At 72.8% G+C, this 21,879-nt stretch carries 18 protein-coding genes; 13 read left to right on the forward strand and 5 right to left on the reverse strand.

Going from position 1 to position 21,879, the window contains the following annotated elements; translation table 11 throughout:
- On the forward strand, positions 1 to 1,473 hold the full coding sequence (locus tag QSK22_RS17585) for a family 43 glycosylhydrolase (protein WP_285495279.1): 1,473 nt from the start codon (positions 1 to 3) through the stop codon (positions 1,471 to 1,473).
- Positions 1,474 to 1,786: 313 nt separating this feature from the next.
- Positions 1,787 to 3,094, forward strand: a complete 1,308-nt coding sequence (locus QSK22_RS17590; protein ID WP_285495280.1) for a glycoside hydrolase family 10 protein — start codon at positions 1,787 to 1,789, stop codon at positions 3,092 to 3,094.
- Between the two features lie 135 nt (positions 3,095 to 3,229).
- Here the strand turns inward: QSK22_RS17590 and QSK22_RS17595 are convergent, their stop codons facing one another.
- Genes QSK22_RS17595 through pdhA form a run of 3 tightly spaced genes read right to left on the reverse strand, consistent with a single transcriptional unit; the run spans position 3,230 to position 6,757 of the window.
- Positions 3,230 to 4,555, reverse strand: coding sequence for a dihydrolipoamide acetyltransferase family protein (locus tag QSK22_RS17595; protein WP_285495281.1), 1,326 nt, complete (start codon positions 4,553 to 4,555; stop codon positions 3,230 to 3,232).
- Entirely contained in the window at positions 4,552 to 5,568 is a 1,017-nt protein-coding gene (locus QSK22_RS17600) for an alpha-ketoacid dehydrogenase subunit beta (RefSeq protein WP_285495282.1), read from the reverse strand. Before QSK22_RS17600 ends, QSK22_RS17595 begins: the two co-directional genes overlap by 4 nt.
- Positions 5,569 to 5,581: 13 nt before the next feature.
- Complete coding sequence (pdhA, locus tag QSK22_RS17605) at positions 5,582 to 6,757, reverse strand: pyruvate dehydrogenase (acetyl-transferring) E1 component subunit alpha (protein ID WP_285495283.1); 1,176 nt, start codon at positions 6,755 to 6,757, stop codon at positions 5,582 to 5,584.
- A 355-nt stretch (positions 6,758 to 7,112) separates the two neighbouring features.
- Between pdhA and QSK22_RS17610 the strand changes: the two genes are divergently transcribed.
- The 7 genes from QSK22_RS17610 to QSK22_RS17640 all read left to right on the forward strand — a co-directional run bounded on the left by QSK22_RS17610 (position 7,113) and on the right by QSK22_RS17640 (position 14,996).
- Positions 7,113 to 7,769, forward strand: a complete 657-nt coding sequence (locus tag QSK22_RS17610) for a GntR family transcriptional regulator (RefSeq protein ID WP_285495284.1) — start codon at positions 7,113 to 7,115, stop codon at positions 7,767 to 7,769.
- Between the two features lie 264 nt (positions 7,770 to 8,033).
- Positions 8,034 to 8,621 (forward strand): peptidoglycan-binding domain-containing protein, encoded by a 588-nt coding sequence (locus QSK22_RS17615; RefSeq protein WP_285495285.1) that lies wholly within the window; start codon positions 8,034 to 8,036, stop codon positions 8,619 to 8,621.
- 382 nt (positions 8,622 to 9,003) lie between these two features.
- A complete protein-coding gene (gene xylB / locus QSK22_RS17620; protein WP_285495286.1) occupies positions 9,004 to 10,389 on the forward strand; it encodes a xylulokinase in 1,386 nt (461 codons plus the stop codon).
- A gap of 28 nt (positions 10,390 to 10,417) precedes the next feature.
- Positions 10,418 to 11,581 carry a xylose isomerase gene (gene xylA / locus QSK22_RS17625; protein ID WP_285495287.1) on the forward strand — a complete coding sequence of 388 codons (1,164 nt, stop codon included), beginning with the start codon at positions 10,418 to 10,420 and terminating at the stop codon, positions 11,579 to 11,581.
- A gap of 83 nt (positions 11,582 to 11,664) precedes the next feature.
- Positions 11,665 to 12,825: a Gfo/Idh/MocA family protein gene (locus QSK22_RS17630; RefSeq protein WP_285495288.1), complete on the forward strand. Its 1,161-nt coding sequence runs from the start codon at positions 11,665 to 11,667 to the stop codon at positions 12,823 to 12,825.
- A 94-nt stretch (positions 12,826 to 12,919) separates the two neighbouring features.
- On the forward strand, positions 12,920 to 14,077 hold the full coding sequence (locus QSK22_RS17635) for a dihydrodipicolinate synthase family protein (RefSeq protein WP_285495289.1): 1,158 nt from the start codon (positions 12,920 to 12,922) through the stop codon (positions 14,075 to 14,077).
- Between the two features lie 73 nt (positions 14,078 to 14,150).
- The gene (locus QSK22_RS17640; protein ID WP_285495290.1) at positions 14,151 to 14,996 is read left to right on the forward strand and encodes a sugar phosphate isomerase/epimerase family protein; all 846 of its coding nucleotides are present in this window, start codon (positions 14,151 to 14,153) and stop codon (positions 14,994 to 14,996) included.
- Between the two features lie 69 nt (positions 14,997 to 15,065).
- On the opposite strand, the gene QSK22_RS17645 is transcribed toward QSK22_RS17640, so the two are convergent.
- Positions 15,066 to 15,755: a TetR/AcrR family transcriptional regulator gene (locus tag QSK22_RS17645; protein WP_285495291.1), complete on the reverse strand. Its 690-nt coding sequence runs from the start codon at positions 15,753 to 15,755 to the stop codon at positions 15,066 to 15,068.
- A gap of 191 nt (positions 15,756 to 15,946) precedes the next feature.
- Here QSK22_RS17645 and QSK22_RS17650 point away from each other — a divergent pair, with 191 nt between their 5' ends.
- Positions 15,947 to 17,191: an oxygenase MpaB family protein gene (locus QSK22_RS17650; RefSeq protein WP_285495370.1), complete on the forward strand. Its 1,245-nt coding sequence runs from the start codon at positions 15,947 to 15,949 to the stop codon at positions 17,189 to 17,191.
- 133 nt (positions 17,192 to 17,324) lie between these two features.
- Here the strand turns inward: QSK22_RS17650 and QSK22_RS17655 are convergent, their stop codons facing one another.
- Positions 17,325 to 18,329: a LacI family DNA-binding transcriptional regulator gene (locus QSK22_RS17655; RefSeq protein WP_285495292.1), complete on the reverse strand. Its 1,005-nt coding sequence runs from the start codon at positions 18,327 to 18,329 to the stop codon at positions 17,325 to 17,327.
- 173 nt (positions 18,330 to 18,502) lie between these two features.
- On the opposite strand from QSK22_RS17655, the gene QSK22_RS17660 reads away from it, so the two are divergent.
- The 3 genes from QSK22_RS17660 to QSK22_RS17670 are packed head-to-tail and all read left to right on the forward strand — an operon-like array spanning position 18,503 to position 21,640.
- Positions 18,503 to 19,582 (forward strand): lytic polysaccharide monooxygenase auxiliary activity family 9 protein, encoded by a 1,080-nt coding sequence (locus QSK22_RS17660; protein WP_285495293.1) that lies wholly within the window; start codon positions 18,503 to 18,505, stop codon positions 19,580 to 19,582.
- A gap of 59 nt (positions 19,583 to 19,641) precedes the next feature.
- Positions 19,642 to 20,967, forward strand: a complete 1,326-nt coding sequence (locus QSK22_RS17665; protein ID WP_285495294.1) for a protein kinase domain-containing protein — start codon at positions 19,642 to 19,644, stop codon at positions 20,965 to 20,967.
- Between the two features lie 10 nt (positions 20,968 to 20,977).
- Complete coding sequence (locus QSK22_RS17670) at positions 20,978 to 21,640, forward strand: ThuA domain-containing protein (protein WP_285495295.1); 663 nt, start codon at positions 20,978 to 20,980, stop codon at positions 21,638 to 21,640.
- The last annotated feature ends 239 nt before the right edge of the window (positions 21,641 to 21,879 follow it).

Consider the following 21,879-nt stretch of genomic DNA (forward strand, 5'->3'; position numbering starts at 1 on the left):
ATGAAACGCCATTGGCTGATCCTGGCCGCCGTGCTGGTGCTGCTGTCGGCGTTCTTCGCCGCACCCGCCTCGGCCGCCCCGGGACGCCCGTTCACCAATCCCATCAAAAGCGTGAAGGGCGCCGACCCCTGGATCGTCCGGCACGACGGGAACTACTACCTGATCACGACCACGTTCACCGGCGAACTGCAGATGCGCCGCTCGCCCACGCTGGCGGGCCTGGCCACCGCGCCGAGCGTCCAGGTCTGGTCGGACACGACCGCCTCCCGCGGCACCAATTTCTGGGCGCCCGAACTGCATTTCGTCGACGGCCGGTGGTACCTGTACTACTCGGCGGGCGCGGTCGGCGAGCCGTGCTGCGACTCGCAGCGCACGTACGTGCTGGAGAGCGTCGGCACCGACCCCATGGGCCCGTACCGGTACCGCACCATGCTCACCGGCTCCAACCTCGGCCTGAACGGGTGGCTCATCGACGCGAGCCTGCTGCGCCTGAACGGACGCCTCTACCTGCTCGGCAGCGGCTTCATCAACGGCAGCGCGCAGAGCCTGGTCATCGCGCCGATGTCCAACCCGTACACCGTGTCGGGGCCGTTCTCGCTCATCTCCTCGCCCGAATACGACTGGGAGGTGCAGAGCGGCGCCGTCAACGAGGCGCCGGTGGCGCTCCAGCGCGGCGGCCGGACCTTCGTCATCTACTCGGCCAGCGCCTGCTGGGGACCCGACTACAAACTCGGCCGGCTCACCTACAACGGCGGCGACCCGCTGAGCGCGTCGTCGTGGACGAAGAATCCGCAGCCCGTCTTCCAGCGCAATGACTCCGCGGGAGTCTACGCCCCCGGGCACAACGGCTTCTTCACCTCGCCGGACGGCACCGAGACGTGGATCGTCTACCACGCCAACTCCTCGGCGTCCGGCGGCTGCGACAACGGCCGCACCACCCGCGCCCAGAAGATCGGCTGGAACGCCGACGGCACCCCCGACCTCGGCACGCCGGTCGCGACGGGCACCACGCTGGACGGCCCGTCCGGCGAGACCGCCGCCACGCCCACCGCGTACACCATCGTCAACCGCAACAGCGGCAAGTGCCTGGACCTGGCGGACGGCTCGTCCGCCGACGGCGCCGACGTCCGCCAGTGGACGTGCAACGGCTCCGCCTCCCAGCGCTGGCGCTGGGAGGACCTCGGCGATGACACCAGCCGCCTGGTCAACGTCGCCAGCGGCAAGGTGCTCGACGTGGCGAACTGCGGCACCGCCGACGGCACCGATGTCCGCCAGTGGTCCTGGCTGGACAACGCCTGCCAGCGGTTCCGCCCGATCTCCACGGCCGAGGGCGGCTGGGTCCGCATCGCCAACGCCAACAGCGGCAAGGTCCTGGACGTGGCGAACTGCGGCACCGCCGACGGCACCGATGTCCGCCAGTGGTCCTGGCTGGACAACGCCTGCCAGCAATGGCAGCTGCGCCCCGTCTCCTGACCGATCCGATCGCGCGAATGCCCCCTCGTCCCGGCTGCGGCGCGGGGGCATTCGCACGGAACCGAAAGTTTCGCCCGCCCGCGAAAGTTTCGACGACTCCGAAACTTTCGCCGATTCTCGAAAGTTTCGGAGACTTCTTTCCGGAGTAATGTGAGCCAGCGTGACGGCGCTTTGCGCGGACAATGGGCTGAAAGGTTGCACGGCCGTGTTGACGCCATTCCGGGAGGATTTCACAATGAGCCTCCCCGGGCAGGGCCGGTCCGCTGAGGAGCCCGGGTGTTCCCGCCCCACCCTGTTCCAGAAGGGATCGCACATGCTCAGAGGCGTCATTCGGAAGGCGCTCGCGACGGGCGCCGCGGGCGTCGTCGCGATGGGCGTCGCGGCCGCGGTGTCACCGCCGGCCGACGCGGCGGCGAGCACACTCGGCGAGGCGGCCGCGCAGACCGGCCGCTACTTCGGCGCCGCGGTCGCCGCGGGTCACCTCGGCGAGTCGCAGTACGTCACCGTGCTCGACCGCGAGTTCACCTCCGTCACCCCCGAGAACGAGATGAAATGGGACGCCACCGAGCCGTCCCGCGGGTCGTTCTCCTTCGGCAACGCCGACCGCATCGTCGACCACGCGCAGAGCCGCGGCATGAAAATCCGCGGGCACACGCTGGTGTGGCATTCGCAGCTGCCCGGCTGGGTGAGCGGCCTGCCGTCGGCGAGCGACGTGCGCTCGGCGATGAACAACCACATCAACCAGGTGATGGGCCACTACCGCGGCAAGATCCATTCCTGGGATGTGGTGAACGAGGCGTTCCAGGACGGCGGCAGCGGCGCCCGCCGCCAGTCGGTCTTCCAGCAGCGCCTCGGCGACGGCTACATCGAGGAGGCGTTCCGCACCGCCCGCGCCGCCGACCCGAACGCCAAACTCTGCTACAACGACTACAACATCGACGACGCCAACGCCGCCAAGACCCGGGCCGTCTACAACATGGTCCGCGACTTCAAGGCGCGCGGCGTGCCGATCGACTGCGTGGGCCTGCAGTCGCACTTCAACGCCCAGTCCCCGGTGCCGTCCAACTACCAGCAGAACATCGAGCAGTTCGCGGCGCTGGGAGTGGACGTGCAGATCACCGAGCTGGACATCGAGGGGTCCGGCAGCGCCCAGGCCGACAACTACCGCAGGGTCGTGCAGGCGTGCCTGGCGGTGTCCCGCTGCACCGGCATCACCGTGTGGGGCATCCCCGACCACTACTCCTGGCGCGCCAGCGGGACCCCGCTGCTGTTCGACAGCAACTACAACAAAAAGCCCGCCTACGACGCCGTGCTGGCGGCCCTGAACGGCGGCACCGGCGGCCAGCCCGGGGAGAGCTGCACCGCGACGATCACCCCCGGCCAGCAGTGGAACGACCGCTTCAACCTCTCGGTCACGGTGTCGGGGACGAACAACTGGGTCGTCACGGTCCGCGTCCAGTACCCGCAGAAGATCATCGCGACCTGGAACGGGTCACCGACCTGGGACTCCACCGGCAATGTGATGACGATGCGGCCCAACGGCAGCGGCAACACCTTCGGCTTCACCATCATGCACAACGGCAACTGGAACTGGCCGTCGGTGAGCTGCGCGGTCGGCTGACCCGCCGCGACACGGGCTCCGGGACGGTGCCGGCACGCGGGTGACGCTCGGGAGGCGTGCCGCGGCCGTCCCGGAAACGAGGATCGCCTGACCCCTCGGCTTCCGGGGGTCAGGCGATCCTCTCGTGCGAATCCGTCAGGCGACGATCAGCAGCGGGTTCTCCAGCAGCTCGACCAGGCGGGCGAGGAATCGGGCGCCGGTCGCGCCGTCGCAGGCGCGGTGGTCCACCGACAGCGTCACCGCCATGCGCTTGCCCGGCACGACCTGTCCGTCGCGCACCACCGGCTCGTCGCGCACCGCGCCGACCGCCAGGATCGCGGCCTCCGGCGGGTTGATGACGGCCGAGAAACTGTCCACGCCGAACATGCCCAGGTTGCTGATGCTGAACGTGCCGCCGCTCATCTCCTGCGGGGTCAGCCTGCCCTCGCGGGCCCGCCCGGCCAGCTCGCGGGTCTCGGCGCCGATCTGCGAGACGCTCTTGCGGTCGGCGTCCCGGATCACCGGGACCACCAGGCCGTCGTCCACCGCGACCGCGACGCCGATGTGCACCCGCTTGTGCCGCAGCAGGTTCTCCTCGGTGAACGACACGTTCACCTCGGGGAACGCGCGCAGCGCGGTGGCGCACGCCTTCACCACCAGGTCGTTGAGGCTGACCTTGGCGGGGGCCAGCGCCTCGTTCAGCGTGGCGCGGAACTCCACCAGCTTGGCCGCGTCCACCTCGCGGTTGAGGTAGAAGTGCGGGGCGTTGCGCTTGCTCTCGGTGAGCCTGCGGGCGGCGACCTTGCGGAACCGGTTGAGCGGGACGACCTCGACGTCCTCGCCGGCCTGCGGCGGGGCGGGCGCCGCCTGCGGCGCGGCCGCCGGGGCGGCCTGCTGGGCGGGCGCCTGCTGCGCCGGGGCCTGCGCGGGCGCGCCCGCGCGTATCGCTGCCTCGATGTCGGCGCGGACGATCCGCCCGCCCGGGCCGCTGCCCGTCAGCGTGGCCAGGTCGATGCCGTGGTCGCGCGCCAGCCTGCGCGCCAGCGGCGACGACGGCGGACGCTTGGACGCGGCCGCCGGGGCCTCCGCGCGCGCGGGCGCCGGCGCGGCGGCGGGCTGCTCGGCCGCCGGCTCCGGCTCGGCCGCGGCGGCGGGCTGCTCGGGCTCGGGCTCGGGTTCGGGCGCGGGCTCGGTGGCGGGGGCCGGGGCGCCGGACGAACCGCCGGACGAACCGCCGACCGGGGCGCCGGCCGGGGCGAGCACGGCGATCGGCGCACCGATCGCGGCGGTCTGCCCCTCCTCGACCAGGATCTTCTCGAGCACGCCGGCCTCGTACGCCTCGTACTCCATGATCGCTTTGTCGGTCTCGATGTCGCACAGGACGTCGCCGACGGCGATCTGGTCTCCCGGCTTTTTGTGCCAGGAGCTGATCACGCCCTCCTCCATGGTGTCGGACAGGCGCGGCATGAGGATGTCGGTCATCGAGCGGTCTCCAGGGACAGGCGGCCGGTCGCGCGCAGCGTGTCGCGGACGGCGGTGACGAGGGAGTCGGCCGACGGCAGCGCGGCCAGCTCCAGCGGCTTGGCGTAGGGGAGCGGCACCTCGGCCATCGCCACCCGCCGCACGGGGGCGTCCAGCCAGTCGAAGGCGCCCTCCTGGATGGTCGCGGCGATCTCGGCGCCGATGCCGTAGGTCAGCCAGTCGTCCTCGGCGATCACCGCGCAGCCGGTGCGGCGCACCGACGCCACGATCGTCTCCCGGTCCAGCGGCCGCAGGCTGCGCAGGTCTACGACCTCGGCGGAGATCCCGTCGGCGGCCAGCCGCTCGGCGACCTCCAGCGCCACATGCGCCATCCGCGAGTAGCCGATGATGGTGATGTCGGTGCCCGGGCGGGTCACCGCGGCCCGGCCGATCTGGGCGGGCTCCACCTCGGCGATGTCGTCGGGCACCTCGCCCTTGGTGTTGTAGAGGGCCAGGTTCTCCAGGAACAGCACCGGGTCGTCGTCGCGGATCGCGGCCTTGAGCATGGCCGACGCCTCCAGCGGCGTGCTGGGCGCGACCACCTTCAGGCCCGGGACGAACGAGTAGTACAGCTCCACGTTCTGCGAGTGGGTGGCGCCGAGCTGCTGACCGCCGCCGCCCGGGGTGCGGATGACCAGCGGCACGCTGCACTGGCCGCCGAACATCCCGTAGATCTTGGCGGCGTGGTTGACGATCTGGTCCAGTGCCAGCAGCGAGAAGTTGATCGTCATGATCTCCACGACCGGCCGCAGGCCGAGCATGGCCGCGCCGATCGCGGCGCCGACGAAGCCCTCCTCGGCGATCGGGGTGTCGCGCACCCGGCGCTCCCCGAACTCCTTGAGCAGCCCCTCGGTGATCTTGTAGGAGCCCTCGAAGACGCCGATCTCCTCGCCCATCAGGAACACGTTCTCGTCGCGGAGCATCTCCGCGCGCAGCGTGTCCCGGAGGGCCTGGCGGTAGGTGACGGTTGCCATCGGTCGGGTCTCCTCAGGAGCGGAACACGGGGTCGGCGGGCAGGCGGCGCAGCTCGCTAGGGACGGGCGTGGCGTAGGTGTAGTCGAACAGCGTGGACACGTCCGGGTGCGGGCTGTCGTCGGCGAACGCGGCGGCGTCCTCGATTTCGGCGGTGACCTCGGCGTCGAGCTTGTCGCGCGCCTCGGCGTCCAGGATCCCGGCCTCCTCCAGCCGCAGCGCCATCGCGGCGAGGGGGTCGGCGGCCTTGAGGGCCTCCTTCTCCTCGGCGGAGCGGTAGCGGGCCGGGTCGACGACCGAGTGGCCGCGCAGCCGCGGGCTGGTCGCCTCCAGCAGGTAGGGCTTGCTCTCGGTGCGGGCGCGCTCGACGGCGGTCCGGGCGGCCTCGCGGACGGCCAGCACGTCGGTGCCGTCGACGCGGGCCGACTCCATCCGGTACGCGGCGCCGCGCCGCCACAGCTCGGGCTCGGCGGCCGACCTGTCCACGGTCGTGCCCATGCCGAGCCCGTTGTTGATCACGACGAAGACCACCGGGAGGTTCCACAGCGCGGCGATGTTCAGCGACTCGTGGAACGCGCCGATCGCGGCGGTGCCGTCGCCCATATGGCACATGACGACCTCGTCGCCGCCCTTGTACGACACCGCCAGCGCGGCGCCGGTGGCCAGCGGGAGCTGCCCGCCGACGATGCCGTACCCGCCGAGCAGCCGCGTCTTGACGTCGAACATGTGCATCGAGCCGCCCCACCCCTTGGACACGCCGGTGGAGCGCCCGTACAGCTCGGCCATGACGCTGCGCGCGTCGATGCCCTTGGCCAGGGCGTAGCCGTGCTCGCGGTAGTTGGTGAACAGGTAGTCGGTGGGACGCAGCGCCGCCATCAGCCCGACGATGGTGGCCTCCTCGCCCAGGTTGAGGTGGCAGTAGCCACCGATCTTGGCCTGGGTGTAGGCGCGGGCGGCGCGCTCCTCGAACCGGCGGATGAGCAGCATCTGCCGGTAGTAGGCGACCAGGGTCTCGGCGTCGGCGTCCGCGCCGCCGGCGGTGCCCGCGGGCGCCTGCGCATTCTCGGCGCCTGCGGGGCCGGCGTCCGCGTCCCGGGCGGCGGCCTCGGACTCGGCGCCGGACGCGCCCGTGTCCTGCCTCGCGGCACCGCGTGTCCGCCGGGAGCGGGTGGCCTTGGTGGTCTCAGCCATCGGCGTTCTACCTCCGTCGGGGAGCGTGCCGCGGGGTCGCCGCGGCGCTTCACCGATCATCATTGATCAATGATCGATCATACCGCCACATTGTCCGAAAGGGGACCCCGGGAACGTCCGCGGACCAGCGCGGACGCCCCCGGGGGGCGCCGGACGGCCGGCCCGCTCCGTCGGCGCGCCGGAACCGCCGCCGGCGGGGACGCGCCTTCGGTGACGACTATCACGCGCAACGGCCTCCGTGGCGGCCACTCCCGCGATTTTCTATGCCAAAACGGGGCGAACCGCCTCATCTCCCTGGGGCGTTCGCCCGGGCGGCCGAAAGGTCTGGACCACCTGCCCATCTACCATTGCCTACGTGAACCCACCGTCCACCGCGACCCCGGGCCCGGCGCTGCGGCGCACGGGGCTGGCCGACCAGATCCGCGAGTTCATCGTCGAGGGGATCAGCGCCGGCCGCTGGCAGCCCGGCGAGCGGATCGTCGAGCGGCGCATCGCCGCGGAGCTGGGCGTCAGCCAGGGTCCGGTGCGGGAGGCGCTGCGCCAGCTGGAGGCGCTGCGGCTGATCGAGTCGCTGCCCAACCGGGGCGCCCGGGTGCGCCCGTTCACCGAGCGCGACATGGTGGAGATCTTCCCCGTGCGGGCCGGTCTGGAGCGCACCGCCGTCGAGCTGGCCCTGCCCCGCCTGGCCGACCGGCTGGACGTGCTGGAGAAGGAGAACGCGCGCCTGGCCGAGGCCGCCGAGGCCGGCGACCTGGACGCGCAGATCCGGCTGAGCATCGGCTTCCACCGCGTGGTGGTGGAGTCGTCGGGCAACCGGCTGCTGATGTCGGTGTGGGAGTCGCTCGGCATCGAGCTGTGGACGACGCTGTCGCTGCGCCTGCACGAGACCGAGATCTACTCCAAGTCCGCCGAGCACGCCGCCCTGATCGAGGCGTTCCGCCGGCAGGACCCCGACGCCCCGCGCATGCTGCACGACCACGTCATGAACTACGCCCCCCACGGCACCGCCTGAGGGAGGCCGACCTGCGCGCCGGCCCGCCGATACCGGTCGGCCGCGGCCACCGGGCGCCGGTCACCGCGACGGCGTCCGCCGGCCCGCCGCCGCGATACTGGCCGGAATCGGTTTCGATGTTTGAATGATCCGCGTAAACCGATTTCCGTGATCACGCGTCAATGGCACCCGTCCGGCAAATCTTTTGAATTCCGTGAAAACCATCCGCCGCAATGCCGCGTCCTCAATGGCAAGACGGTCAGTGATTTCAGAAGAGGAGGCTGAATGAAGACCGTATTGCGCGCGGTGGTGTCCCTGGCCGCCGCCGTTTTCGTCCTCGCCGCCGGAGGCTGGACGGCCGCCGCCCACGCCGACGGCGCCGACACCGACCGGCGCATCCTCGCCGCCATCGAGGCCCAGCCCTGGGTGACGCTGAAGAAGGGAGACAAAGGCTACCGGGTGGCGGCGGTGCGCTGCTTCCTCGCCCAGATCTACCGCACCGCCTGCACGCCCGGCGCTTCCGGGGCGGATGTCTTCGACGACGCCCTGGTCACCACCGTCCGCAAGTACCAGGCCGACCGCGAGCTCGTGGGCACCGGAACGGTCAACGACGAGACCTGGGTGACACTGCGCACCGACCACGGCATCGCCCGCCAGGGTGACACCCGCGCCCAGCTGGTCAAGGGGCTGCAGTACTCGCTCAACCAGCTCGGCGCCGCCCTCGCGGTGGACGGCATCTTCGGGCCGAAGACCGCGACGGCCGTCAAGAACTTCCAGACCCGAAAGGAAATCGACGCCGACGGCGAGGTCGGCCCCATCACCTTCCGCGCCCTGTTCGCCCAGGGTGCCGAGAGCAAGAGCACTCCCCGATAGAAAAACACTTCGGATCATCCGGACGGTCGCTCCGTGAATCCCGCAGGGCTTCACGGAGCGACTGCCGTGACAATCACCGGACGGCGGGAGAACATCGGGACGGTGCCGTGCCGCCTGCGACCCGACCGCGGTTCCCAGGCGTCTGTGCGACCGTCCGGCCGGGCGCGGGGAACGCGGCCTGCGGCAGGCTCGTCGTCCGCTTGCAGCATCCGCCTTCGGGGTGCGGGATGACCGGGTCGGGCGCGTCGCGCGACCAGGGGCCGGGGTGACCGTCCGTTGTGCCGACGGTCACAGGCGTCGTAGGCTGCACGCAGTCGAAGCGCTTCGAAAGTTCTTCGGACCGACCGCCGAAAGCTTTCGCGGAACCCCTCCGAGGAGGACCATGCTCGTCGCCGGGATCGACTCCTCCACCCAGTCCACGAAGGTCGTCCTCTGCCGGGCGGAGGACGGTGCGATCGTCGACCAGATCTCCGCGCCCCACCCGGACGGTACCGAATGCCACCCGCGGCACTGGAGCCAGGCCCTCGACCAAGCCCGCGCGCTGCTGGAACGCGCCGACGCCGTGGCCGTGGCCGCGCAGCAGCACGGCATGGTGGCGCTGGACGAGGGCGGTGAGGTGGTCCGCCCCGCCCTGCTGTGGAACGACACCCGCTCGGCGCCGCAGGCCCGCGCGCTGGTCGACGAGCTGGGCGGCGCCAAGACCTGGGCCGAGCGGACGGGATCGGTGCCGGTCGCCTCGTTCACCGTCACCAAGCTGCGCTGGATGGCCGAGCACGAGCCGGACAACGCCGCCCGCACCGCCGCCGTGCTGCTCCCGCACGACTGGCTGACCTGGAGGCTCGGCGCCGCCGAGCACGTCACCGACCGCGGCGACGCGTCCGGCACCGGGTACTGGTCGCCCGCCGAGGGCCGCTACCTGCCGGAGATCGCGGCGGCGGCGCTCGGCCACGAGCCCGGCCTGCCGCGGGTGGCGGCGCCGGGCGAGGCGGTCGGCGAGACCGCCTGGGGCGCGCGCATCGCCCCCGGCACCGGCGACAACATGGGCGCCGCGCTCGGCCTCGGCCTGCGCGAGGGCGACGTGGTGCTGTCGATCGGCACGTCCGGCACGGCGTACGCGGTCGCCGACCGACCCGCCGCGGACCCGTCCGGGCTGGTCGCCGGGTTCGCCGACGCGACCGGGCGGTTCCTGCCGCTGGTGTGCACGCTGAACGCCGCGCGCATCCTGACCTCGGCCGCCGCCATGGTGGGCGCCGACCTGGACGAGCTGTCGCGCCTGGCGCTGGCGGCCGAGCCGGGGGCGGGCGGGCTGACCCTGCTGCCGTACCTGGACGGCGAGCGCACCCCCGACCGCCCGGACGCCACCGGCGTGCTGTCCGGGCTGACCACGTCCAACGCCACCCGGGGGAACATCGCGCGGGCGGCCGTCGAGGCGCTGCTGTGCTCGCTGGCCGACGCCGTCGGCCACCTGGCCGCGCAGGGCGTGACGCCGCGGCGCATGCTGCTGATCGGCGGCGGCGCGCGCTCGGCGGCGGTGCGGGCGCTGGCGCCGGCGATCCTCGGCGCGCCCGTCACCGTCCCCGAACCGGCCGAGTACGTGGCGCTCGGCGCCGCCCGGCAGGCCGCCTGGGCGCTGGCGGGGACGCCCGAGCCGCCCGCCTGGCCGGACCGTCCCGCCACCGAGCACGAGGCCGCACCCGGCGACGCGGCGGCCGCCGAGGCCGTCCGGGCCCGCTACGGCGCGCTGCGCGACGCCACCGCGACCTGGTGAACCACCGCAACGCACAGAGGAGGAAAACGTGACCGAGGACCGCTACACACCGCGCCCGGAGGACAAGTTCTCGTTCGGGATATGGACGGTCGGCTGGCAGGGCGTCGACGTGTTCGGCCCCGGGACGCGGGCGCCGATGCCCGCCGAACGGGCCGTGCGCAAGCTGGCCGAGATCGGCGCGTACGGCGTCAACTTCCACGACAACGACGTGTTCGCGTTCGAGGCGACCGCGGCCGAGCGCGACGAGCGCATCGGCGCGTTCCGCAAGGCGCTGGACGAGACCGGCCTGGTGGTGACGACGGCGACCACCAACCTGTTCAGCCACCCGATCTTCAAGGACGGGGCGTTCACCGCCAACGACCGCGACGTGCGCCGGTTCGCGCTGCGCAAGGTCATGGACAACATCGACCTGGCCGCCGAGCTGGGCGCCAAGGTGTACGTGTGCTGGGGCGGCCGGGAAGGCGCCGAGTCCGGGGCGGCCAAGGACGTGCGGACCGCGCTGGACCGTTACAAGGAGGCGTTCGACATCCTCGGCGCCTACGTCCTGGACAAGGGCTACGACCTGCGGTTCGCGATCGAGCCCAAGCCCAACGAGCCGCGCGGCGACATCCTGCTGCCGACCGTCGGGCACGCGCTGGCGTTCATCGAGGAGCTGGAGCACTCCGAGCTGGTCGGCCTCAACCCCGAGGTCGGGCACGAGGAGATGGCCGGGCTGAACTACACGCACGGGCTGGCCCAGGCGTTGTGGCACGGCAAGCTGTTCCACATCGACCTGAACGGGCAGAACGGCCCGCGCTACGACCAGGACCTGCGGTTCGGCGCCGGCAACGCGCGCGGCGCGTTCTGGGTGGTCGATCTCATCGATGGCAGCGACTACGACGGGCCGATCCACTTCGACTTCAAGCCGCCGCGCACCGAGGACGACGAGGGCGTGTGGGAGTCGGCGCGCGGCTGCATGCGCAACTGGCTGATCCTTCGGGAGAAGGTGCGGGCGTTCCGGGCCGACCCCGAGGTGCAGGAGGCGCTGCGGGCGGCGCGGGTGGACCAGCTGGCCGTCCCGACGCTGGCCGAGGGCGAGGACTGGCGGTCGGTGCGCGAGTTCACCCCGGACGTGGAGGCCCTGGCGGCGCGCGGCGCGGCGTTCGAGCGGCTGGACCAACTGGCGCTCGAACACCTCTACGGGGTGCGCTGACCAGGACACTTGAGAGTAAGCGCTTTCCGGCCTAGGGTGCGGGAAAGCGCTTACTCCATTTTCGTCCGCCTCCAAGGAGAACGATGACCGTACGCACCCTCGGCGTGGTGATGAACGGCGTGACCGGCCGCATGGGCTACCGCCAGCACCTGCTGCGCTCCGTTCTGGCGATCAACGAGGCGGGCGGCGTCCCGCTCGCCGGCGGCGGCCGGGTCCACCTGCGCCCGGTCCTGGTCGGCCGCAACGCCGGCAAGCTGCGCGAGCTGGCCGAACGGCACGGCATCGCCGACTGGACCACCGACCTGGACGCCGCCCTCGCCGACCCCGAGACCGAGATCTACTTCGACGCCCAGGTCACGTCCGCCCGGGTCGGCGCGGTCACCCGGGCGATCGAGGCGGGCAAGCACGTCTACGCCGAGAAGCCCACCGCCGACTCCCTCGAGGACGCCATCACCCTGGCCAAGGCGGCGCGGGCGGCCGGCGTCAAGAACGGCGTCGTGCAGGACAAGCTGTTCCTGCCGGGGCTGCGCAAGCTCAAGCGGCTGGTGGACGGCGGTTTCTTCGGCCGCGTGCTGTCGGTGCGCGGCGAGTTCGGCTACTGGGTGTTCGAGGGCGACTGGCAGGAGGCGCAGCGCCCCAGCTGGAACTACCGGGCCGAGGACGGCGGCGGCATCGTGCTCGACATGTTCCCGCACTGGCACTACGTGCTGGAGAACCTGTTCGGCCGCGTGGCGGCGGTGACCGCCCGCGCGGTCACCCACGTGCCGCGCCGCTGGGACGAGAACCGCTCGCCCTACGACGCCACCGCCGACGACGCCGCGTACGGCATCTTCGAGCTGGACGGCGGGATCATCGCGCAGATCAACTCGTCGTGGACCACCCGGGTGTTCCGCGACGAGCTGGTGGAGTTCCAGGTGGACGGCACCGAGGGCAGCGCCGTCGCGGGGCTGCGCCGCTGCCGCGTCCAGCACCGCGCGATGACGCCCAAGCCGGTGTGGAACCCCGACCTGCCCGCCACCGAGAAGTTCCGCGACCAGTGGCAGGAGGTCCCCGACAACGAGGACTTCGACAACGGCTTCAAGGTGCAGTGGGAGATGTTCGTCCGGCACGTCGTCGAGGACGCCCCGTTCCCGCACGACTTCGCGGCCGGCGCGCGCGGCGTGCAGCTCGCCGAGGCGGGCCTGCTGTCGTCCGCCGAGGGGCGCCGCGTCGAGCTGGACCCGATCGACCTCGGCGGGAAGTGAGCCCGATGAGCCAGCCGCACGGGCGCCCCGGCGCCCGCAGCGAGAGGGGAGGGCGCCGGCTCCCCGGCGCCCCGGAAGCGAGCGGAGGACGAGCATGCGCGAGCTGAAACTGCCGACCGCGGACGGAGGCCTGGAGCGGTACACCCCGGGCGAGCCGCGCGCCTGGCGGACGCCGTCCGGTCCGCCGACGTCGCGCATCGCCTACGCCGCCGGGCACGTCGTGGCCGACCCGCGCGCCGACAACGGCCCCGGCGTCCCCGCGACCGTGGACTGGGACGCGACGCTGCGCTTCCGCCGGCACCTGTGGTCGCTGGGCCTGCGCGTGGCCGACGCGATGGACACCGCCCAGCGCAACATGGGCCTGGACTGGGCCGCCACCCGCGAGCTGATCCGCCGCAGCGCCGCCGAGGCCGCGGCGCACGGCGACCCGGCGGAGCTGGTGGCCTGCGGCGCGGGCACCGACCACCGGCCCGACGCGGCCACCCTGGACGACGTCGCCGCCGCCTACGAGGAGCAGATCGAGGTCGTCCGGGACGCCGGCGCCGGGGTGATCATCATGGCCAGCCGCCAGCTCGCCCGGATCGCCCGCGGCCGCCCCGAGGACTACCACGCCGTCTACGGCCGGCTGCTGGAGCAGGCCGACCGCCCGGTCATCCTGCACTGGCTGGGGGAGATGTTCGACCCCAACCTGGCGGGCTACTGGGGCTCGGACGACCTGGACAAGGCCGTCGGCCACTTCCTCGACCTGGTGCGCGCGCACGCGTCCCGGATCGACGGCGTCAAGGTGTCCCTGCTGGACGCCGACCGGGAGATCGAGATCCGCGCGGGGCTGCCCGCCGGCGTCCGCCTCTACACCGGCGACGACTTCAACTACCCCGACCTGATCGCGTCCGGCAGCGACGCGCTGCTGGGCATCTTCGACGCGATCGCGCCCGCGGCCGCCGCCGCCCTGCACGCGCTGGACGCGGGCGACGTCGCCGCCTACGACGAGATCTTCGCGCCGACCGTGCCGCTGTCCCGCAAGATCTTCGAGACGCCCACCTACCACTACAAGACCGGCATCGTGTTCCTGGCCTGGCTTGCCGGGCACCAGGAGGCGTTCACGATGGTGAACGGCGCGCAGAGCGCCCGCTCGGTGGTCCATCTGGCCGAGGTGTTCCGGCTGGCCGACGCCGCGGGCCTGCTGCCCGACCCCGAGCTGGCCGTCCGCCGCATGCGCGCGCTGCTGGCCGTGCACGGAGTGGACCAGTGAGCGGGCCGCAGCGGCGCGGGAGCCAGGACGCAGGGCGCGGCACGGCGCCGCGGAGGCGGACGGGAGGCAGGGCATGAGCAGGCTGTCGCTGAACCAGTGGACGACCCGGCGCTGGTCGGTGCCCGAGGCCGTGGACGGCTGCCGGCGCCACGGCATCGAGGCCATCGGGCTGTGGCGCGAGCCCGTCGCCGAGCACGGCCTGGCCGCCACCGCCAAGCTCGTGCGCGACGCGGGGCTGCGCGTCTCGTCGCTGTGCCGGGGCGGCTTCCTGACCGGGGGCTCCGGGCTGGACGACAACCGCCGCGCCATCGACGAGGCCGCCGAGCTCGGCGCCGCCTGCCTGGTGCTGGTGGTCGGCGGCCTGCCCGGCGTGGTGCCGGGGGAGGCGCTGGGCGACGGCATCTCCCGCGACCTGGGCGCCGCCCGCGCGCGCGTGGCCGAGGCGCTGGAGGTCCTGGCGCCCTACGCCGCCGAACGCGGCGTCCGCCTGGCGCTGGAGCCGCTGCACCCGATGTACTGCGCCGACCGCGCGGTGCTGTCCACGCTGAAGCAGGCGCTCGACCTGGCGGCCCCGCACCAGGCCGACCGGGTCGGGGTCGTGGTCGACACCTTCCACATCTGGTGGGACCCGGAGGTCTACGACCAGATCGCCCGCGCGGGCGCGGAGGGCCGCGTCGCCACCTACCAGGTGTGCGACCAGCTGCACCCGCTCCCGCAGGACGTGCTGCTGGGCCGCGCCATGATGGGCGACGGCGTCATCGACTTCGCCCCGCTGACGCGGGCCGTCGCCGCAACCGGCTACGACGGCGACGTCGAGGTCGAGATCTTCAACGCCGACGTCTGGGCCGCCGACCCGGACGCGGTGCTGGCGACGATGAAGGAGCGCTTCGCCGCGCTGGTCGCCCCCTTCCTCGGCTGAACCCCGGCGGCCGGTGCCGCGCCCCGCCGCGCGGCGCCGGCCGTCCCCCGACGCCGGAAGGCCGGCGGGCTATCCGGGCTCGGCCGGGGGAGGCGGCGCCTCCAGCATGGGCACCAGGAACCGCCGGGCCACCATGGCCAGCTGCTCGTCGTCGTCGAGGTCGACGAGGTGGCTGGGGATGCCCAGGAACGAGGCGGAGATCCGGACCATCATCTCGGCCACCAGGTCGGTGTCCAGGTCGGCGCGCACGTTGCCCGCGCGCTGCTCCTGGCGCAGCTGGCCCGCGACGAACTGCCGCACGGTGGCGAGGGTGCGCCCCCCGTCGCTGATCATCGACGGCACGAGCAGGTCGGGCTCGGTCTCGATCAGACCGCCGATCAGCGGGTTGCCGCGGATGGCGCGCAGCGAGCTGACGAAGCCCAGCACGACCCGGTCGGCGACGGTCTCGGCCTGCTTGATGTCGCGCAGGAACTGGTCGAAGTACCGGCGGAACTCGCGCCGCACGACATGCTCGACCAGCGCGTTCTTGGTGGCGAACCGGCGGTAGACGGTGATCCGCGACACCCCCGCCCTGCGGGCCACGTCCTCCATGGTGGAGCGCTGCACGCCCATCCGGCAGAACAGCTCATAGGCCGCGTCGAGTATCTGGGTGCTGGTCTCGTCCATGTCGTCGACCTGCTCGACGGCGTCGCTGTAGGCGCGTTCGAGCAGCGACTCCGTGCCCGAGGCCGTCATCAGGGCGGACAGCGCAGGTTCCATGGGCTCCTCCCGGCTCGCCTGATTCTGCCTCACCCTCGGCGGCCCTGTTCATGTTCGGTCGTTCAGGTTCGGGTCTTGTGGCGGCCGCCACAGTGTGCTGTATTAGACGTGCCGTTGATGATACGCAGATACGAGCCATGTATCACCGTATCAGAATGAGCGGTGCTCTCGGCCCCGAGGAGGAGCAGGACATGGAGAAACCCAGCAGGCGCAACGTGCTGATGGCGGGCGGGACGCTGGGCGCGCTCGGCGCGCTGAGCGTCGCGACGCCCGCCCAGGCGAGCTCACTGTGGACGTGGTCGCCCAAGGGCTCGGTGGCGGGCGCGGGAGAGGGCGCCGACCCGCGGTGGGTCTGGGACCCGGAGGCCGACGACCTGGTCGCCTCGCTGATCGACCGGGGCGACGTGCCCAAGGTCAACAAGCTGCTGAAGCAGTGGACCAAGAACGGCCAGCCGCTGCCCAGCGGGCTGCCGGCGGACCTGCGGGACTTCATGGAAGAGGCCCGGAAGGTGCCGTCGTGGGCCGACGAGGACAAGCTCGCCACCGCCTACCAGTTCAACGAGAAGCGGGGCCTGTACCTCGGCGTGACCTACGGCTTCGCCAGCGGGATGATGAGCACGGTCATCCCCCGGGAGGCGCGCGCGGTCTACTACTCCAAGGGCGGTGCGGACATGAAGGACCGCATCACCAAGACCGCCAAGCTCGGGTACGACATCGGCACGTCCAACGCCTACAAGCCCGACGGCGAGATGATCGTGACCTGCGTCAAGACCCGCCTCGCGCATGCGGGCGTGCGCCACCTGCTGCCGCAGTCCCCGCACTGGACGAAGGTCGCCGACGAGGAGATCCCGATCAGCCAGCGGGACATGATGGTCACCTGGCACAGCCTGCCCACGACCGTCATGCAGAACCTGAAGAAGTGGAAGGTGCCGATCCCCGAGGCCGAGTCCGAGGCGTTCCTGCACTCCTGGCAGGTGGCCGCGCACATGCTCGGCATCAAGGACGAGTACATCCCCAAGTCTTGGGACGAGGCCAACGCCCAGGCCAAGCAGGTGCTGGACCCCCTGCTGGCGCCCACGCCCGAGGGCATCAAGCTGGCCGACATGCTGCTGAACCTGGGCGCCCAGCTCGACTTCGGCCTCGTCACCAAGCCGGTCCTCGGCGCGCTCACCCGCTACGTGCTCGGCGACCAGATCGCCGACTGGCTGAAGATCCCCCGGGATCCGCTGTGGGACCCGATCTTCGAGACGGCCTGGGAGCCCTTCATCGCCATCCGGGAGGGGCTGCTGTCGCTCGAAAAGGCGCCGGGCGTCGTGCAGAAGGCCTACTGGGCCTTCGACGAGATCCTGCGCCTGGGCATCCTGCTCTACCTGTCGGAAGGGGACCTGCCGATCAGCATCCAGATCCCGGACGCCAACAACCCCAACTACCCCTGATCCCCCCTCCCCGCGGCCGCACGGCCGCGGCGCCCCCAGCCCCCGGCCCGCGCTGCCCGCGGGCCGGGGGCCCCGAAAGGACGCTCGAAGCCCCGCCGACCGGTCGTCGCGGCTCCCGGCCCGCGGGTCCGATTCACACCCGGCGGGTGCTGGCGCGCAGGACGACCTCGGCGGCGACCGGCTCGATGGCGGGCTCGGAGGTGTCGGACAAGGCCAGGTCGAGCGCCCGTTCCCCCATCTCCGCCAGGGGCAGGCGCACGGTGGTCAGGGCGGGCACCAGGTCGCGGAGGGTGGCGATGTCGTCGAAGCCGGCCACCGACACGTCACCGGGAACGTCCACGCCGCGGTCGCGCAGCGCCGCCAGGGCCCCCAGCGCCATGACGTCGTTGACGGCGAACACGCAGGACACCTCGTCCAGGCCGGAACCGGCCAGCTCGACCGCGGCCGCGTAGCCGCCGTCGCGGTCGAAGTCGCCGTGCAGCACGCGGGGCGCGGGCAGCCCGAGATCGGCCAGCGCGGCGGTGAACCCCGCGGTGCGGTCGGCGGCGGTGAGCAGCCCGGGCGGGCCGGCCAGCACGGCGAAGCGGCGGTGCCCGAGGCCGGCCAGCGACCGGGCCAGGGCCGCCGCGCCCTCCCGGTTGGCGGGGGCGACGGTGTCGACGCCCAGCAGGTCCTGGCCGACGCACGCCACCCGGCCCCCGGCGTCGCGGTAGCGGGTCAGCTCCGCGGTCAGCCGCTTGGTGATCGTCTCGTCGCTGGTGCGCGAGCCCGCCAGCACGATCGCGCGGACCCGCTGCACCCGCAGCGTGGACACCACCGCGATCTCGCGCTCCGGATCGCGGTGCGTGGTGCCGACCATCACCGTCAGCCCGTGCCGGTCGGCGGCGCGCATGGCGCCCTCGGCCAGCGCCGCGAAGTAGGGGTCGGTCAGCGCGTGCACGACCAGCCCGATGACGTTGCTGGACCCCCGGGCCAGCGCCTGCGCGGTGACGTCCGGCTCGTAGCCCAGCTCGGCCGCCGCCAGCTCCACGCGCTGCCGGAGGGCGGCTCCCACCCGCCGGTTGCTGCCGTTGAGCACCCGCGAGGCGGTGGCGAGGGAGACCCCCGCGTGCCGCGCCACGTCCTCCAGTGTGACCATCTGACCCCCGCCAGGTGGAAAGCGCTTTCGAAACAGTCTAGTGAACCCGTGAAAGCGTGAAAGGTCCGTTCATCCGACCCGTCGCCTCCGGTTACGTTCCAGCGCGAGGGCCGCCGCAGGTCCGGCGGCGGCCGCAGGCCACGACCAGGGGGCGGAGGAACGGAGGCGTTTCGATGAGGCAGCGGCGGCGGGCGGTGCTCGCCGGAGGGGCGCTCGCAGCGGCGGCGGCCGTGTTCGGAACCGTGCTGACGGCCGCCCCGGCGTCGGCGCACGGCGCGATGATGATGCCGGGGAGCCGCACGTACCTGTGCTGGAAGGACGGGCTGAGCTCGACCGGCCAGATCGTGCCCAACAACCCCGCGTGCGCGGCCGCGGTCGCGCAGAGCGGCGCCAACTCGCTCTACAACTGGTTCGCGGTGCTGCGCTCGGACGGCGCCGGGCGCATGCGCGGCTTCATCCCCGACGGCAAGCTGTGCAGCGCCGACGCGAAGGTGTACGACTTCAGCGGCTTCGACCTGGCGCGCGACGACTGGCCGGTCACGCACCTGACGTCCGGCGCGCAGATCCAGATGCGCTACAACAAGTGGGCCGCGCACCCGGGCACCTTCCGGTCCTACATCACCAAGGACAGCTGGAGCCCGACGCGCCCGCTGACCTGGGACGACCTCGAGGAGCAGCCGTTCGACGAGGTCACCGACCCGCCGAGCGTCGGCTCGCCGGGCAGCGAGAGCGCCTACTACTACTGGAACGCGCGGCTTCCGTCAGGCAAGAGCGGCCGGCACATCATCTACTCGGTGTGGCAGCGCTCCGACAGCCAGGAGACGTTCTACGGCTGCTCCGACGTGGTGTTCGACGGCGGCAACGGCGAGGTCACCGGCGTCGGCCCGGGCAGCGGTCCCACGACATCGCCCACCGCCACGCCCACCGACACGCCCACGCAGCAGCCCGGCGCGGTGTGCACCGCCTCGTTCCGCACGGTGAGCACCTGGGACGGCGGGTTCCAGGGCGAGGTGACGGTCACCAACTCCGGCACCGTGCCGATCAACGGCTGGCGGGTGCACTGGACCTTCGCCGACGGCGCCACCGTCGACGGCCTGTGGAGCGGCACCTACACCCAGACCGGCGCGGACGTGGAGGTCGTCAACGCCTCCTGGAACGGTTCGCTGGCGGTCGGTGCGTCCACCACGTTCGGTTTCACCGCCAAGACGTCCAGCGCCGTCAGCGACCTGGACACCCACTGCATGACCTCCTAGCCCCGACCCCGGAGCGGAGGACACGCGCCCCCGGGGACCGGCCGAATAAGCTGCCAGGCATGTCGCAGATCCCCGGGGGCCGCCTGGGCGGGCGCTACCAGCTGGTGGCGCCCGTCGGATCGGGCGGCATGGCGACGGTGTGGCGCGCCGTCGACCTGGTCCTCGACCGGCCGGTGGCGGTCAAGCTGCCGCGCGACGGCTGGCCGCGGGAGCTGACCCCGCGGCTGCACGAGGAGGCCAAGGCCGCCGCGGCCCTGACCCACCCGCACATCACCGGCGTCCACGACTACGGCGAGGCCGAGCTGCCGGACGGCGAGCGCCTGCCGTACGTGGTGATGGAGCTGCTGGACGGCGAGACCCTGGCGGCGCGCCTGGCCCGCGGCCCGCTGCCGTGGCGGGAGGCCGCGGTGCTGGGCGCGCAGCTGGCGGACGCGCTGGCCGCCGCGCACGCCGCGGGCGTGGTCCACCGGGACGTCAAGCCCGGCAACGTGCTGCTGACCGCGACCGGCGCCAAGATCCTCGACTTCGGCATCGCGTTCACCGCCCCCGCCGGAGGGCGCCCCGGCGGCGCCGGCCCGGTGCTCGGCACCCCCGACTACGTCGCGCCCGAACTGCTGGACGGCGCCGCCCCCACCCCCGCCGCCGACGTGTACTCCCTGGGCGTCGTGCTCCGCGAGTGCCTGGGCGGCGAGGCCCCGGACGCGCCGGAGCAGGTCGAGCACGTGTGGCGGCGGTGCGTGCAGGAGCGACCCGAGGCGCGGCCGGCGGCGGCCGAGGTCGCCGCGGTGCTGCGCGCGGCCGCCGGAATCCCCCGCGGCGCCGTCGCCGGCACGGGCGCCGCGCCGCCGCACGGCCCGGCGCGCGACCACGACACGCGCGTCCTGGACGACCCCGGCCCGCCGCCCGAGCCGCCTCCCGGCGGCGGCACCCGCAGACTGCTGCTCGTCGCCGGCGGCGCGGCGGGCGCGCTCGGCCTGCTCGCCGTGCTGCTCGTCGCGCTGCCCTCCGGGTCCTCCGACAGCGGGTCGGCGCCCGGTGGCGGCGCGCCGTCGTCCGGGCCGGGCGCGTGCGCCGTGGCCTACGACGTCGTCGGCGAGTGGCCGGACGGCTTCCAGGCGCGGGTGCGCGTCACCAATCTGGCCGACGCGCCGATCGACGGATGGCGGCTGGCCTGGTCGTTCCCCGACGGGCAGCAGGTCGCCCAGCTGTGGAACGGCGCGCAGCGCCAGCAGGGCGCCGAGGTGGAGGTCACCGCGGCCGACTGGAACCGCACCATCCCGCCGCGCGGCGCCGTGGAGTTCGGGTTCATCGGCCGTCGGGACGGCGGCAACGGACGCCCCGGCCGGTTCACGCTCAACGGCCGCACCTGCCGGTCCGGGCGGTGACGGAGCGGCCATGCCCAGGGTGCTCGTGTTCACCAGGACCGCCGGCTACCGCCACGCCTCCATCCCCGCGGGGGCCGAGGCCGTCCGCGAGCTGGGCGCCGACCACGATTTCATGGTGGACGTCACCGACGACACCGTGTTGTTCTCCCCCGACATCCTGGTCCGCTACCGGGCGCTGGTGTTCCTCAGCACCACGGGGGAGCTCTTCACCGACGCGCACCGGCGGGCGCTGGAGTCCTATGTGCGGGGCGGGGGCGGCTTCGCGGGCGTGCACGCCGCCGCCGATGCCGAGTACGACTGGCCCTTCTACGGCGAGCTGGTGGGGGCGCGGTTCGCGCGCCACCCGCACGTGCAGCCCGCCACGGTGCTCGTCCAGGACCGCGACCATCCCGCCACGGCCCACCTGGGGCGGACGTGGACGCGCACCGACGAGTGGTACGACTTCGCGTCCGCTCCGAGCGCACGCGTCCGGGTGCTGCTGACCGTGGACGAGTCCAGCTACGAGGGCGCCGGCATGGGGGAGCCGCATCCGCTCGCCTGGTGCCACGACGTCGGCGACGGCCGCTGCTTCTACACCGCGCTCGGCCACACCGCCGAGTCGTTCGCCGAGCCGGAGTTCCGCGCCCACCTTCTGGGCGGCATCCGGTACGCGGCCCGTCTCGCAGGGGACTGAACGTTGGCAGGCCCCCCGGACCGGGGCAGGGTGTGTGGGGCGCCGGTGCGGGGGGCCTTCACCGCCATAGTCGCCTGGGCGGTCCGGGGGGTTGCCGCGGTTCCGGAGAACTCCTCGATTGTGTTGACGCGGACGCACGGAGTGCCTACCGTCGAGGGCAAGCGCTTTCCGAGCGGAGGTGATGCGCGCACCCCAGCCAGGCACCGCGAGCGTCCCCTGCTCGCCGCACGGGACCGCCG

It is taken from the genome of Actinomadura sp. NBRC 104425 (genome assembly GCF_030269545.1).
Taxonomy (GTDB): Bacteria; Actinomycetota; Actinomycetes; order Streptosporangiales; family Streptosporangiaceae; genus Spirillospora; species Spirillospora keratinilytica.